This window comes from Dialister sp. (genome assembly GCF_051885895.1).
Taxonomy (GTDB): Bacteria; Bacillota; Negativicutes; order Veillonellales; family Dialisteraceae; genus Dialister.
Map to the genome: position 1 here is coordinate 1 of NZ_JBJEXP010000097.1, position 14,087 is coordinate 14,087.

The following is a 14,087-nucleotide window of genomic DNA, read 5'->3' on the forward strand; positions in this document are numbered from 1 at the left end:
TTCTTCGCCTTCGGCTCAGAATGACGAGGAGGATGAATTGCTAGTGCCTGCAACCCCGATCCCGGTCTCGATCCCGCCGCAGGCGCTCCGTCATTTCGGCTGAAGCCGGTCAGCCGCCAATAGGAAGGCCTCTTATTGGGCAGGCTAGAGGCCAACTTCGGCTGACTTGGAGACTCTATGCAGAGTCTCCACACAGTCGAGAAATCCCCAGCTGATGGGGTACTTCACACCTTTGGTCTCAAATGCTTCACGTACCGAGATTCTTCGCCTTCGGCTCAGAATGACGAGCAGGGTGAGTCGCTAGTGTCTGCCACTCGACCCCGATCCCGGTCCCGATCCCGCCGCAGGCGCTCCGTCATTTCGAGCGCAGTCGAGAAATCCCCCAGCTGATGGGTACTTCACACCTTTGGTCTCAAATGCTTTACATACCGAGATTCTTCGCCTTCGGCTCAGAATGACGGGCAGGATGATTTGCTGGTGCCTGCAACCTCGATCCCGATCCCGGTCCCAATCCCCGCCGTCAGGCGACCCCGATCTCGATCCCGGCCTCGATCGCGCCGAAGGCGCCCCCCGACCCCAATCGCCCCACCTTTCCCCACGGTGGGGATTTTTTTATTGGGTGGGAAAAAGGCTTTTGGGAAAATCGGGACGAATTTCCTTTGCCTCTTTTCCACCCTTCCTGTCATTTATCTCGTAAATACCGGCATTTCCACGATTTCTGATTTTCTGTTTTCCATAGACCAAACAAACTTTTTTCGTTGTAAGTAAGTGGGGGTATGTGGTAGAATGTGGGTAAATGTGGAGGAGGTGGAAGGATTATGTTCATGAATGAGTATTCTCATACCATTGACAGCAAGGGACGCATGATCCTTCCCGCCAAGTTCAGGGAAGAGCTGGGCAACAGTTTTGTGCTGGCGCCGGGGCTGGATACCTGTCTCTGCATTTACCCCAAGGAAAGATGGGATGCCCTCATTGCGAGGCTTCAGAAGCTTCCTTTCACGAACCACAAGGTAAGAAAGGTGATGCGCCATCTGATCGGACGGGGTACGGAAATGGAATGTGACAAGCAGGGGAGAATCCTGATTCCCCAGCATTTGCGCGCCTTTGCCCAGCTGAAGAAGGATGCCTGCATTGTGGGCACCGGTCCGATTATTGAAATCTGGGATCCTGCGCTGCTGGATGCGGATGAAAACGGGGATGAATCCATTGCGGATATTGCAGATTCTCTGGATCTGCCGCTGAATTTTGATTTGTGAGAGGGAGGTTTTCATGGAATTTCGTCATACCACGGTACTGCTTCATGAAATGATCGATTCTGTGCTGACCGATCCTCATGGTATATATGTAGACTGCACGCTGGGCGGGGGCGGTCATTCCCTGGCCCTTTCGGAAAAGCTTGCACCCGATGCGCTCCTGATCGGCATTGACCAGGACCAGGAGGCCATTGATGCGGCTTCCGCACGGCTGAAGGAGACGGCCTGCCGTCATCTTTTTGTGCGGGATAATTTTTCCCACATGGCAGATATCCTGTCTTCTCTGGATATCGACCGGGTGGACGGCTTTATTTTTGACCTGGGCGTATCCTCTCACCAGCTGGACGACGGGGAGAGAGGATTTTCCTATATGAATAACGGAAAGCTGGACATGCGCATGGATCAGCGGAATCCTCTCACTGCCCATGAAATCGTGAATACCTATTCGGAAGAGGAGCTCTCCCGGGTGATCTGGGAGTACGGCGAAGAGCGGTGGGCTAAGCGCATCGCCCGCTTTATTGTGGATTTCCGGAAGGAAAAGCCCATTGAAACCACCGAAGATCTGGTGAAGGTCATTAAAGCGGCTATTCCGGCTCATGCCAGAAGAAACGGACCTCATCCGGCCAAGCGCACCTTCCAGGCGATCCGGATCGAGGTAAACAATGAGCTGGGCATCCTGAAGGATACCATGGAAGTCTGCGTGAATCATTTGAAGCCCGGCGGCAGGCTGGGAGTCATTACCTTCCAGTCTCTGGAAGACAGGATCATCAAAAAGGCGTTCCGGGAAATGGAAAGGGACTGCATTTGTCCGCCGGATATTCCGGTGTGCGTATGCCACCATCACCGGACGGTGAAAAGTCTCGGACGGCCCATCAAGCCGTCGGCGGAGGAGATTGAAGAAAATCCGAGAGCCAGGAGCGCGGTGCTTCGGGTGGTAGAAAGAGTTTAACCGGCAGGAATGAACCGTTTCCTGCACTTTGCAATCAATAATCAGTAGGGGAGAGATGCTGCATGTTGTCTCAAAATGTACAGATGATGGATTATATGGACTCTATGCCCGCAGGAATTTCTATTCCTCGGGAAAGGGAAAAGGAATCAACCGGAAGTTTATTTCATAATGTCATTCTTGGCATTTTCATGATTCTGATGCCTTTCCTGGCGAGCACCCTTCTGAACAGCATCAATGTACAGGCGGAGTATAATATGCAGCAGGTAAGAGCGGAGGTCATGCATCTGGAAAAAGAAAATTCCGTGCTGAAGCTGGAGGTATCCCGCCTGGATGCGCCGGTGCGGATCCAGAAGATTGCGGAAACAAAGCTTGGCATGCGCCTGCCGGTCAGAAATGTGTACGGCGGTCAGGAAGCAGCCAGATCTTCAGCAGCAGTCAGATAATTTCTGCGGTGCAGGATGGCGCAGGGCTGCCGCTTGATTCACAGCAGGATGTCTCAAAGCACCGGTTTCCTCATGAAAGCCGGTTTCCAAAAAAATCTCTACAGGCTGCTGCGTTAGGAAACAGCGGAAGCAGCTGCATTTCTCCTCATTCCATTTCTCTGCTGCGGAATGCAGGAAGGAAATGAAATCATCGTTTTCTCTCAAAACTGTTTCGGATTTCGCTTCCGTCGTTTGAGGAAGCGGAGACCACCGCAGGGAATCCGATTTTCCCGGAAAACATTCGTAAAAATTGAATTAAAATCAGAAAAACAGCGGCCTTTTTTTAAGGCCGCTATTGTGCTTACAGGGGATTTAAGCTATCATAAATAATGACGCTTAAGTGAAAATATGCAGAGGTGATCATTTTGAAAAAATTATCTGAACTGATCCGTATGACCCCGGTGGAAAAAGTCGTGGGAAATCCGGATATTGAAATTAAAGATGTAACAGCTGATTCCCGTATGGCAGTAGACGGGGGATTATTTATCTGTCTGACCGGCGCCCATGTGGATGGCCATGATTTCGTGAAGGCGGCTGTAGAAAAGGGAGCAAAGGCAGTGGTTGCTTCCAGAGACGTGGACGTACCATCTTCTGTGACCGTGGTGTATGTAAAGGACACCCGCAAAGCCATGGAAGATATGGTACCCTTTTTCTTTGATTATCCTACCCGCAAAATGCGGATGATTGCTCTGACCGGCACCAACGGAAAAACCACCACAACCCATGTGGCAGCCCATATCCTTCACCATGCCGGCCATAAGACCGGTGTCATCGGCACCATTCACGCCCTCATCGGCGATAAGGAAATCCCCACCCATAATACGACCCCCGATGTGATCGATCTGGACAGGATTCTGGCCCGGATGGCGGAGGAAAAGGTGGAATATGTGTGCATGGAAGTTTCCTCCCATTCCCTGGTTCTCGGCCGGGTAGCAGGCTGTGAATTTGATGATGCCGTATTTACCAATCTGACGGAAGATCATCTGGATTTCCATAAAACCATGGAAAACTACGCAAAGGCAAAAGCCATTCTTTTCCATATGGTATCCTCCAAGGGACAGACGAAGAAGGGAAAATCCGCCTGGATCAACATGGACGATCCCTATGCCCATGTGATGGAAGAAGGGGTGGAGGACAGGACTATCTGCGCTGTCCACACCTACAGCATGATCCATCCGGAAGCGGACCTCTATGCCCATGATATCCGCTTTACCGGCAAATCCTCTTCTTTCACCGTAACCTATGAAGGAAAGGACTATGAATTTGAAACCAGGCTGGCAGGCCGTTTCAATGTATACAATACCCTGGGCGCCGTGGGTGCCTGCCTTTCCGAAGGTGTTCCCATGGAAACCATTGTGGAGGGCATGAAGGATTTCAGGAGCGTGCCCGGCCGCTTTGAACTGATTGATGAAGGCCAGCCCTTCACGGTGGTGGTGGACTATGCCCATACGCCGGACGGACTGGAAAAGATTCTTACCACGGCAGAGGAAATTACCAAAGGCCGTATTATTGTTGTCTTCGGCTGCGGCGGCGACCGCGACCGGATGAAGCGCCCCATTATGGGACGTATTGCTGCCCGGAATGCGGACATTGCCATTGTGACCAGCGACAACCCCAGAACCGAGGATCCGGAGGCCATTGTGAAGGAAGTGGCCGCAGGGGTAGAGGAAGTCAAGAAGGAAAAGCCTTCCCTTTCCTATGAGGTGATCGTAGACCGCCGGAGCGCTATCCGCCGGGCCATTCAGCTGGCCGGGGAAGGAGACATTGTGCTCATTGCCGGCAAGGGCCACGAAAATTACCAGATTCTGAAAGATAAGACCATTCATTTTGATGACAGGGAAGAAGCAAGAAAAGCACTGAAGGAGAAATAAAATGGCATCATTTACACTGGAGGAAATCGAAAAGGCTTCCGGCGCCGAAGTGCTTCACAGAGGCACCAGGGGCTTTGTGGACGGGGTAAGCACCGATACGAGGACCCTTCGTCCGGGAGAGCTGTTCATTGCCCTTTCAGGTGAAAATTTCAACGGCCATGCCTTTGTGAAAAGGGCGGTCCTGGGAGGAGCGGCGGCTGTTGTCATTTCCGATGCATCCTATGCGGAGGAAGTGGCACCGGAGGTGTCGGTTTTCCTTGTGAAAAACACGAAACAGGCGCTGGAAGACCTGGCCCATTTTCACAGGATGCGGTTCCAGGTGCCGGTGATCGGCGTCACCGGTTCCAACGGCAAGACCACCACCAAGGATATGATTACGGCCATTCTGTCCACCCGGTTCCATGTGACGGCTACGCAGAAAAATTTCAACAATGAAATCGGCCTGTCCATGACGCTTCTCTCCATGACACCGGATACGGATGTATGCGTGGTGGAAATGGGAATGCGGGGCTTCGGCCAGATCCGGGAGCTCTGCGAGGTGGCATCTCCTACCATGGGCGTGGTGACCAATGTGGGCACCTCCCATATCGGAATCCTGGGAAGCCAGGACAATATTGCAAAAGCGAAAAAAGAGCTGATTGATGCTCTTCCTGAAGACGGCACAGCCATTCTGAACGGCGATGATGAACGGGTGAGCGCCATGGGAAACGGATTTAAGGGACGCATCATCCGCTACGGCCTCAACGGACGGTATACCGTGCGGGGCAGCGAGCTCCGCTATGAGGAAGAGGATACGCGCTATGTGTGCACCTGCTTTGATGAAGCTTTCAAGGTGAAGCTCCATCTTTTAGGCGTGCACAATGTGTATGATGCCCTGGCCGCTACGGCAGCTGCCCGTACTCTCGGAGTAGATACCGGCAGGATCCAGAAGGCTCTGGGAGATTTCCGGCCTGCTGATCAGCGGCAGACGGTAGAGGTCATCGGCGGGATCACCGTGCTGGATGATTCCTACAATGCCAATCCTCTTTCCATGGAAATGGCCTTCCGTTCCACCCGGCAGATCGCAGGGAAACGGTATTTCCTTGTACTGGGAGACATGGGAGAGCTGGGCCGTTTTGAGGAAAAGCTTCATTATGAAACCGGCGTAAAAGCGGCGGAAATCGGATTTGACGGCCTGTTTACCGTGGGGCCTCTGTCCCGGTTCCTGGCCAAAGGAGCGGAACAGGGCGGCATGCAGCATGTCACCACCTGTGAGAGCTGTGAAGAAGCAGCGGATAAACTCATGAAGGTTCTTCAGCCCGGCGATGTAGTCCTGGTGAAGGGTTCCCATTATATGCATATGGAAACGATTCCTGCCATTTTGAGGGGAGTTCTGGAAAAGGATGGAAAGTAATTATTTGATATATCTGGCTGAATCGGCAGTCCTTACTGTAATTCTTGGATTTTTTGCCATTCCGCTGCTGAAAAAATTAAAGGCCCGTCAGTCCATCAGGGAAGAGGGGCCGAAGTCGCACCGGATCAAAAACGGCACGCCGACCATGGGCGGCCTTTTCATGCTGCTGGCAGCCGTTCTGGTGGTTGTTTTCAATAAAATGATCGATCCCTCTGTTTTATGGCTTCTTTTCCTGACCCTGGGCCATGGTTTCCTGGGATTTCTCGATGATTTCATCAAGGCGGAAAAGAAAAGAAACCTGGGGCTCACTGCCCGCCAGAAAATGCTGGGGCAGATCATCCTGGCAGTTCTTTTCTGCTGGGGCGTGGTAGACACTCTGCACCTGCCCTATTCCATTGCCATTCCTTTTACGCAGATTGATATTTCCATCGGTCTTCTGTATTATCCTTTTGTAGTCCTTGTCATCGTGGGCGCCTCCAATGCGGTGAACCTTACCGACGGCCTGGACGGTCTGGCCTCCGGCTGCTGTGTTATCGCTTTTTCCGCCTATGCTCTGTACTGCTATATGACCGGATTTAATGATCTGGGGTACTTTATCATTACTCTGGCAGGTACGTGTATCGGCTTTCTTTTCTTTAACTATCATCCCGCTAAAATCTTCATGGGTGATACGGGTTCCCTGGCTCTCGGCGGTGCCATTGCAGGCATTTCCGTCATGACCAGAACGGAGCTTCTTCTCGTATTCCTGGGGATGATTTTCGTGCTGGAAGCTCTTTCTGTCATTATCCAGGTGGCTTCTTTCCAGCTCACCGGGAAAAGGGTTTTCAAAATGAGCCCGCTCCATCACCATTTCGAGCTCAGCGGCTGGAGCGAAGTCCATGTAGTCTGGGCCTTCTGGATTTTTGAAGGCATAGCGGCCTGCGTGAGTCTTCTTTTTGCCATCAGGGCTCTGTAAAGGAAATTTTCCGTATGTCATGGATGAGACAGGGGATCGGAAGAGCCGCTGTCTGTGGAGTATCCCGTTTGTATGCCCGGGCAGGTTTGCGGCTGCCCGATTCCAGGGGAGGTAAACAATGAAAAGTGTATTGATTCTTGGCGCCGGCATCAGCGGACTGGGGGCAGCCCATGTCCTTCTCCGCCACGGTGTCAAAGTGCTGATTTCTGATTTAAAGGATTCCATTCAGGATAAAAAGGAGAAAGATGCCCTCACCGAGCTGGGAGCGGAATTTCGCTTCGGCCCGCAGTCGGCAGTGCTTCTGGACGGGGTTGATACCGTTGTGGTTTCACCGGTCATTCCCAGGGAAAATCCCATTGTGGCAGAAGCCTTTCGCAGACATATTGAAGTGATCAGTGAAGTGGAGCTGGCCTACCGTGTGACAAAAGCGCCCATTCTTGCCATTACCGGCACCAACGGGAAAACCACCACGACCACTCTTCTTGGCAGCATGGTGAGCCGGAGCGGGAAGCCTTTTGCCCTGGCAGGCAATCTGGGGATTTCCCTCAGCCGGGAAGCGGAGCTGGTACCGGAAAACGGACTCATTGCGGCAGAAGTATCCAGCTTCCAGCTGGAATTTATCAAGACCTTCAAACCGAGGGCTGCAGTGATTCTGAATATTACGCCGGACCATCTGGAACGGCATCATACTATGGAAGCCTATGTGGCAGCCAAGGCCCGGATTTTTGAGAATATGGACGAATCGGACTGCCTTCTCCTGAACGCAGACGATTCCTATACGCCGGAGCTGAAAAAGCAGGCGGAAACCCATACCCATGTATGCCTGCTCTCCACGTCCCATGAAGTGGAAGAGGGCGCCTTCCTGGCAGGCCATACCCTGGTCATCCGCCGGAAGGGAAAGGAAATCAGACTGTGCTCCATCGAGGATCTGAAGCTGAAGGGCATGCAGAATTATGAGGATGCCCTGGCTGCATCCTTCCTGGCCTATGAAGGCGGTGTGCCGGTGGAGGTCATCGTTTCCGCACTGAAGGATTTTACCTCCCTTCCGAACCGTATTGAATATGTGCGCACCCTGCGGGATGTGGAATACTATAATGATTCCAAGGCCACCAACACCGATGCCGCTGTGAAGGGCATGAGCGCCTTCAGCAAGCCGGTAATCCTCATTGCCGGCGGCTATGACAAGGGAACGCCTCTTCAGGACTTCATGCAGGAAGTCAAAAAACATACCAAGCATCTCATTCTTCTGGGCGCTGCAGCCGACCGCTTTGAAAAAGCGGCGGAAGAGGCGGGTGTTTCTTCCATTTACCGTGTTTCTTCCATGAAAGAGGCGGTGGAAACGGGCCAGAAACTGGCAGAACCGGGAGATATCGTCATCCTTTCACCGGCCTGCTCTTCCTTCGACATGTACCATAACATGGAAGAACGGGGCATGGATTTCAAGCGTATTGTCAAGAGTCTTACATAATCTGGAGCATTCATGAAACGAATTATTTTATCCGGCGGCGGAACAGGCGGCCATATTTACCCGGCGGTAACCATTGCCAGAGAGCTGGCAGCCCTGGACGATGTGGAATTCCTTTTTGTAGGGACGCCCAACGGCATGGAGTCCAGAATCATTCCGAAGGAAGGATTCAAATTTGCTTCCATTCCGGCCTATGGGCTGAAGCGTTCCCTGACCCTGAAGAATCTGGCTGTGCTCATGAAAACAGCGGGGAGTCTCTATAAAGCCAGGTCCATCCTGAAGCATTTTCAGCCTGATGTAGTCATCGGCACGGGAGGCTACGTATGCGGACCGATTCTCATGGCCGCAGCCCTGTCCCACATTCCCACCCTGATTCAGGAGCAGAATGTGATTCCCGGTATTACCAATAAAATTTTAAGCCACGTAGTGGATACCATTGCTCTGGGATATGAGGAAGCCAAAGCCCGTTTCCCCAGACCGGAGAAATGCATTTATACAGGAAATCCCATCCGGCCGGATATTATTGCCGCAAAGAGGGAAGAATCCAGAAGAGAGCTGGGAATTTCTCCCGATACCTTCATGGTGCTCGTCACCGGAGGAAGCCGCGGAGCCCGGTCCATCAATACGGCCATGGAAGGGGTTCATCAGTATTTCAAAGATGATGACCATCTCTGCCTCTACCATGTAACGGGCACGCTGGAGTATGATAAAATCATGAAAGCCGTGCATGCCGATGAAAACGGACGGGTTGGCAGCGCCGGACGGATCATCAGGTATGAATACAATATGCCCAGAGCCCTGGCCGCAGCAGACCTCATCATCTGCCGCGCCGGCGCCGTCAGCCTGGCGGAACTGGCTGCCAGAGGGCTTCCTGCCGTGCTGATTCCCTATCCCTATGCGGCGGAGGATCACCAGACCTTCAATGCCAGGGTCTTTGTAGCGGCAGGCGCAGCGAAAATGATTGTAGATAAATATCTGACGGATAAAGAACTGATCCAGGATATTTCCTATCTGAAAGAAACGCCATCCACCCTGCACAGTATGTCTGATGCTTCCGCCGGACTGGGAAAGATCCATGCAGGCAGAGATATTGCCAGACTGGCACTGGATTTGGCTGAAAAGGGGCGCAGACATGAATCTTAAATTATATAAAAATTTTCATTTTATCGGCGTCGGCGGCATGGGCATGCGGGCGCTTGCTGAAATCCTCCTGGAAAAGGGCTACTCCGTTTCCGGTTCGGATATGGCTGATTCCCCGGCGCTGGCGGATTTCAGGAAACGGGGCGCATCCATTTATATCGGCCATGATGCATCCCATGTATCCGATGAAGGCTGCATAGTCATTTCCTCTGCCATTTCCGATGACAATCCGGAGCTTCTGGAAGCGAAAAGGAAGGGACTTCCCGTTTTCCACCGCTCCGATGTGCTGGCGGCTCTTCTCCTGGAAGGGAAGGGGATTTCCGTGGCAGGAGCCCACGGGAAATCCACCACCTCCGGCATGCTGGGACAGATTTTCTATGAAGCGGGAACGGATCCGACCATCGTTCTCGGCGCAGCAGCGGACTATATCCACGGAAATTCCATCTGCGGAAAAGGGGACTACGTCATTGCCGAGGCCGATGAAAGCGACGGCTCTTTCCTGAAATTCAAAAATTATATCACTGTGGTAACCAATGTGGAGGATGACCATCTGGACCACTACGGCACAGTGGAAAATATCCGGAAGGCCTTTGCGGAATTCGTGAACCATATTTCCTACGAGGACGGCGCCGCCTTCCTCTGTGTGGACAGCGAAGGCGTGCGGGCCATTCTTCCGCAGATTCATAAAAAGGTAATTACCTTCGGCCTGGATGAGGGAGCTGATTATCGGGCTCTTCATCCCCGCTATGAAAACCGTTTCCTCTGCTATGATGTTTCCCATGATGGGAAAATCCTGGGCACTGTCCGGCTTCAGGTGCCGGGGCTGCACAATGTGAGGGATTCCCTGGGAGCTCTTTCGGCTTCCCTGTACTGCGGGATTCCCTTTGAAAAGGCAGTTCAGGCGCTTTCCCATTTCCATGGGGTTAAGAGACGGTTTGAAACCAAGTACCGCACTGACGATCTCTGGATCGTAGATGATTATGCCCATCATCCCACGGAAATCAAGGCTACCCTGAAGGCAGCCAGGGAAGCGGGCCATCATCGGATTCTCTGTGCTTTCCAGCCGCACCGCTATTCCCGCACCAAACTGCTGAAGGATGAATTTGCAGAAGCCTTTGATGATGCGGATGTGCTTTTCTTCACAGACATTTATGCGGCCAGCGAAGAAAAGATCCCCGGTGTGGACGGACATCTCATTCCTAAGGCAGTAAAGGGGCGGCTGCCGGATAAGGATATCCGCTACGTTCCTTCGGTGGACGGACTGGCTTCGGCCATTTATGAAAGCATCAGGCCCGGAGATATGGTGATTACCATGGGGGCCGGCAGCATCAGCCGCTGCAGCGGAGAATTGATTGCATTATTGAAAGAAAAGGGAATGCCAAGTGATAAATAAAGATACAAAAGTAGTGGTTCTCATGGGAGGCCCTTCTACAGAAGCGGAGGTTTCACGAAATACCGGCACCTCTGTGGCCAATGCGCTGAAGTCCATCGGATATACAGTTATCCCCATGGAATATGATCCCCACCATGTGGTGGAAAATCTGAAGGCAGCCGGGGCGGAAGTGGTATTCATCGCCCTTCACGGCAAATACGGAGAAGATGGAACCATCCAGAGCGTACTGGAACTGGCACGGATTCCCTACACCGGATCCGGCGTCACCTCCTCTGCCATTACCATGGATAAGATTATGAGCAGCCATCTGTTCAAGCAGGCAGGCCTGCCCATGGCTCACTCCCGGGCCTATTTCCTGAAGGACGGGAAGGAACAGGTAATGGAAAGCATTCTTTCCGAATTTGCTTTCCCTGTGGTTTTGAAGCCGGCCTGCGAAGGATCCACCATCGGCATTGAAATCGTAAAACAGAAGGAAGACCTGCCGGCTGCCCTGGACCGTGTGTTCAAGGTAGAACCGCGCATCCTGGCGGAAGATTATCTGGACGGCGGGGAATTTACCGTTTCCGTACTGGACGGAAAGGCTCTTCCGGTCATTCAGATCTGTCCTCATTCCGGACAGTATGATTACCACTCCAAATATACAAAGGGAGCCACAGATTACATTGTGCCGGCTCCTATTTCCGAAGAACTGTCCCGGGCTATGAGCGATATCGCCGTGACAGGGTACCGCATCTGCGAATGCCAGGGTGCGGTGCGGTTTGATTTTAAAACAGACAAAGAGGGACATCCCTTTGTACTGGAAGCCAATTCCATTCCCGGCATGACGGCCACCAGTCTTGTGCCTAAGGCAGCGGCAGCCCAGGGGATTTCCTTCCCCAGGCTCTGCGAAATGATACTGATGGAAGCAGGCCTTGATAAAGTCTGATAGGACACAGGTATGGATAATTTTAAAAGCTTTAATGATTTTCTCAAGGAGCAGCATGGCCGGCAGGAGGAAGAACCGCCGGTGATGGAAACGCCTCCGCCCGAACCGCCGGAGCCTCCCCGGGAGAAGCCTGTCCCAAAGCCTCCCCGAAGGCATCACCATCATTCATCGGCCCGGTCCTGCGTTCTGGGAGCGCTGGCAGTGGTGCTGATACTGATCCTGTCTCTCTTCTTTCTGCCCATACCGCTGGGATATATCAGTCTGAAGGGGACAGAAACCATTTCCCTGGAGGATGTCCTTTTTGAAGGACAGATTCGGCAGCCGGTCAATGTGCTGCAGATCAGTTCCTCCAATCTGGAGGACAGGCTTTCCAGGGATATCCGGGTGGCTTCGGTATCTGTATCCCGCCATTTCCCCTTTGTGCTGGAAGTGGACATTACGGACCGGGTGCCCCTGGCCATCGTGCAGGATGAAATGGGCTATGTCTTTGTAGACAAGGACGGACTTGTCATGGATACGACCCAGTCCATCAAGCAGGTGAATGTGCCTCTCATTACGGGAAAGAGAATGGGCAACCTCCTTCTGGGGGATCATATCCCCTCCGGTGAGCTGGATTCGGCCCTGACCTTTCTGAACAATCTTTCTCCTGAGGGACTTCGGGTGTTTTCGGAAATCAACATCGGAAACCCGAATGACATCAAAGCCTATACCAGGGACGGCATTACGGTGCGTCTCGGCAGCGGCGACCAGATGGAGGAGCAGGCCAAACTGGCTGAAAATATGGTGGGCGATGTGAAGGCCCGGGGGCTTTCCGTGGAATATCTGGATGCCAATTTAGCCTCCCCTTTTATTAAACTGAAAAAATAAATAAAAATCCGGATGATTGTCGTTATAACTGTAGCGAACTTGTGCAAAGTATTGTACAATGTAAGATATGATTGATAAGAAGATGACTATCACAATGAATATGGAAACCAAAAGTCAATCTCATGACGCAGAAGATCCTAAAGGAGGAGCGAACATGGAACAGTCTGAAATTGCTAAAATTAAAGTAATCGGTGTAGGCGGCGGCGGAAATAACGCAGTCAACCGTATGATTGATGAAGAAGTCAAGGGCGTTGAATTTATCGCTGTAAATACAGAACTGCAGGTGCTGAACAAGTCTGAAGCAGAAACCAAAATCCAGATCGGTGAAAAGCTGACAAAGGGTCTCGGCGCCGGTGCAAAGCCGGAAGTCGGCGAACAGGCTGCGGAAGAATCCAGAGAAGACCTGACAAAGGCATTAACCGGTGCAGACATGGTCTTCGTTACTGCCGGCATGGGCGGCGGTACAGGAACCGGTGCGGCTCCTGTAGCAGCACAGTGCGCAAGAGAACTGGGCGCCCTCACCATTGCAGTGGTGACCAAACCGTTCAGCTTTGAAGGAAAAGTAAGAGCCAAGAATGCAGCAGAAGGCATTGAAAGACTGAAGCAGAACGTAGATGCCATTCTGGTCGTTCCGAACGACAAGCTCATGAGCATCATTGATAAGAAAACCTCCATTAAGGATGCCTTCAAGACCGCTGATGATGTACTCCGTCAGGGCATCCAGGGCATTTCCGATCTGATTACCGTCCCCGGCATCATCAATCTGGACTTTGCCGATGTAAGAACCATCATGAGCGACCAGGGAGATGCCCTCATGGGTATCGGCATCGGAACCGGCGACAACCGTGCCAGCGATGCAGCTACCATGGCTATTAACAGCCCGCTTCTGGAAAGAAGCATCGAAGGTGCCAAGGGCATTATTATCAACATTACCGGTAATGAAGATCTGGGCCTCTTTGAAATCAATGAAGCTTCCCAGATTATTACGGAAGCTGCCGATCCGGATGCAAACATCATCTGGGGCACCTCCGTGGATCCCGATCTGGACAATGATACCGTAAAGATTACGGTTATTGCTACCGGATTCGGCGATAAGAAAAAAGCACCGGCCCCGGCAGGCGGCAACCGCTTCAGCAATGCTGTCCGCCCGGCTACAGGCATCGCGGTTCCTGAATTTCTGAGAAAGTAAGCGCTGCTTCCATGTAGATGAGCTGCTTTACTTTTGTCACAGACCCGGGTGGAACAGATGCATGACAGGAAAAACCCGTGAATGAGACAGTGCTTATTTAGAACAAACAGAAAGCCACACCGCAGCTGCAGTGTGGCTTTTTCTTCCGATTCGGAAAAGAGGCAGGGCCCGGAAAAGGCTTTTCTCCGCCTCCGCTTTCCTTTCC

12 protein-coding genes are annotated in these 14,087 nt (G+C 52.2%); all 12 read left to right on the plus strand.

The window, feature by feature from the left end:
- Positions 1-824 precede the first annotated feature (824 nt).
- The 12 genes from mraZ to ftsZ all read left to right on the plus strand — a co-directional run bounded on the left by mraZ (position 825) and on the right by ftsZ (position 13,882).
- On the plus strand, positions 825-1,256 hold the full coding sequence (gene mraZ, locus ACI4N7_RS08350; protein ID WP_439732900.1) for a division/cell wall cluster transcriptional repressor MraZ: 432 nt from the start codon (positions 825-827) through the stop codon (positions 1,254-1,256).
- A 13-nt stretch (positions 1,257-1,269) separates the two neighbouring features.
- Positions 1,270-2,202 (plus strand): 16S rRNA (cytosine(1402)-N(4))-methyltransferase RsmH, encoded by a 933-nt coding sequence (rsmH, locus tag ACI4N7_RS08355; RefSeq protein WP_439732901.1) that lies wholly within the window; start codon positions 1,270-1,272, stop codon positions 2,200-2,202.
- A gap of 62 nt (positions 2,203-2,264) precedes the next feature.
- Positions 2,265-2,645, plus strand: coding sequence for a cell division protein FtsL (gene ftsL, locus ACI4N7_RS08360; protein WP_439732902.1), 381 nt, complete (start codon positions 2,265-2,267; stop codon positions 2,643-2,645).
- A 404-nt stretch (positions 2,646-3,049) separates the two neighbouring features.
- The gene (locus tag ACI4N7_RS08365; RefSeq protein ID WP_439732903.1) at positions 3,050-4,555 is read left to right on the plus strand and encodes a UDP-N-acetylmuramoyl-L-alanyl-D-glutamate--2,6-diaminopimelate ligase; all 1,506 of its coding nucleotides are present in this window, start codon (positions 3,050-3,052) and stop codon (positions 4,553-4,555) included.
- A 1-nt stretch (position 4,556) separates the two neighbouring features.
- On the plus strand, positions 4,557-5,948 hold the full coding sequence (locus ACI4N7_RS08370) for a UDP-N-acetylmuramoyl-tripeptide--D-alanyl-D-alanine ligase (protein ID WP_439732904.1): 1,392 nt from the start codon (positions 4,557-4,559) through the stop codon (positions 5,946-5,948).
- A complete protein-coding gene (gene mraY / locus ACI4N7_RS08375; protein WP_439732905.1) occupies positions 5,938-6,903 on the plus strand; it encodes a phospho-N-acetylmuramoyl-pentapeptide-transferase in 966 nt (321 codons plus the stop codon). Before ACI4N7_RS08370 ends, mraY begins: the two co-directional genes overlap by 11 nt.
- Before the next feature lie 118 nt (positions 6,904-7,021).
- Positions 7,022-8,371 (plus strand): UDP-N-acetylmuramoyl-L-alanine--D-glutamate ligase, encoded by a 1,350-nt coding sequence (murD, locus tag ACI4N7_RS08380; protein ID WP_439732906.1) that lies wholly within the window; start codon positions 7,022-7,024, stop codon positions 8,369-8,371.
- A gap of 12 nt (positions 8,372-8,383) precedes the next feature.
- Complete coding sequence (gene murG / locus ACI4N7_RS08385) at positions 8,384-9,511, plus strand: undecaprenyldiphospho-muramoylpentapeptide beta-N-acetylglucosaminyltransferase (protein ID WP_439732907.1); 1,128 nt, start codon at positions 8,384-8,386, stop codon at positions 9,509-9,511.
- A complete protein-coding gene (gene murC, locus ACI4N7_RS08390; protein ID WP_439732908.1) occupies positions 9,501-10,901 on the plus strand; it encodes a UDP-N-acetylmuramate--L-alanine ligase in 1,401 nt (466 codons plus the stop codon). Before murG ends, murC begins: the two co-directional genes overlap by 11 nt.
- The gene (locus tag ACI4N7_RS08395) at positions 10,891-11,826 is read left to right on the plus strand and encodes a D-alanine--D-alanine ligase family protein (RefSeq protein ID WP_439732909.1); all 936 of its coding nucleotides are present in this window, start codon (positions 10,891-10,893) and stop codon (positions 11,824-11,826) included. The genes murC and ACI4N7_RS08395 overlap by 11 nt, the downstream gene beginning before the upstream one ends.
- Positions 11,827-11,838: 12 nt before the next feature.
- Positions 11,839-12,693: a cell division protein FtsQ/DivIB gene (locus tag ACI4N7_RS08400; protein ID WP_439732910.1), complete on the plus strand. Its 855-nt coding sequence runs from the start codon at positions 11,839-11,841 to the stop codon at positions 12,691-12,693.
- Between the two features lie 154 nt (positions 12,694-12,847).
- Positions 12,848-13,882, plus strand: coding sequence for a cell division protein FtsZ (gene ftsZ / locus ACI4N7_RS08405; protein ID WP_439732911.1), 1,035 nt, complete (start codon positions 12,848-12,850; stop codon positions 13,880-13,882).
- Positions 13,883-14,087: the final 205 nt, after the last annotated feature.

Bases quoted from the DNA above. Each gene is read 5' to 3' on its own strand.
- mraZ (WP_439732900.1), top strand. From the start codon at position 825: ATGAATGAGTATTCTCATACCATTGACAGCAAGGGACGCATGATCCTT.
- rsmH (WP_439732901.1), top strand. From the start codon at position 1,270: ATGGAATTTCGTCATACCACGGTACTGCTTCATGAAATGATCGATTCT.
- ftsL (WP_439732902.1), top strand. From the start codon at position 2,265: ATGTTGTCTCAAAATGTACAGATGATGGATTATATGGACTCTATGCCC.
- ACI4N7_RS08370 (WP_439732904.1), top strand. From the start codon at position 4,557: ATGGCATCATTTACACTGGAGGAAATCGAAAAGGCTTCCGGCGCCGAA.
- mraY (WP_439732905.1), top strand. From the start codon at position 5,938: ATGGAAAGTAATTATTTGATATATCTGGCTGAATCGGCAGTCCTTACT.
- murD (WP_439732906.1), top strand. From the start codon at position 7,022: ATGAAAAGTGTATTGATTCTTGGCGCCGGCATCAGCGGACTGGGGGCA.
- murG (WP_439732907.1), top strand. From the start codon at position 8,384: ATGAAACGAATTATTTTATCCGGCGGCGGAACAGGCGGCCATATTTAC.
- murC (WP_439732908.1), top strand. From the start codon at position 9,501: ATGAATCTTAAATTATATAAAAATTTTCATTTTATCGGCGTCGGCGGC.
- ACI4N7_RS08400 (WP_439732910.1), top strand. From the start codon at position 11,839: ATGGATAATTTTAAAAGCTTTAATGATTTTCTCAAGGAGCAGCATGGC.
- ftsZ (WP_439732911.1), top strand. From the start codon at position 12,848: ATGGAACAGTCTGAAATTGCTAAAATTAAAGTAATCGGTGTAGGCGGC.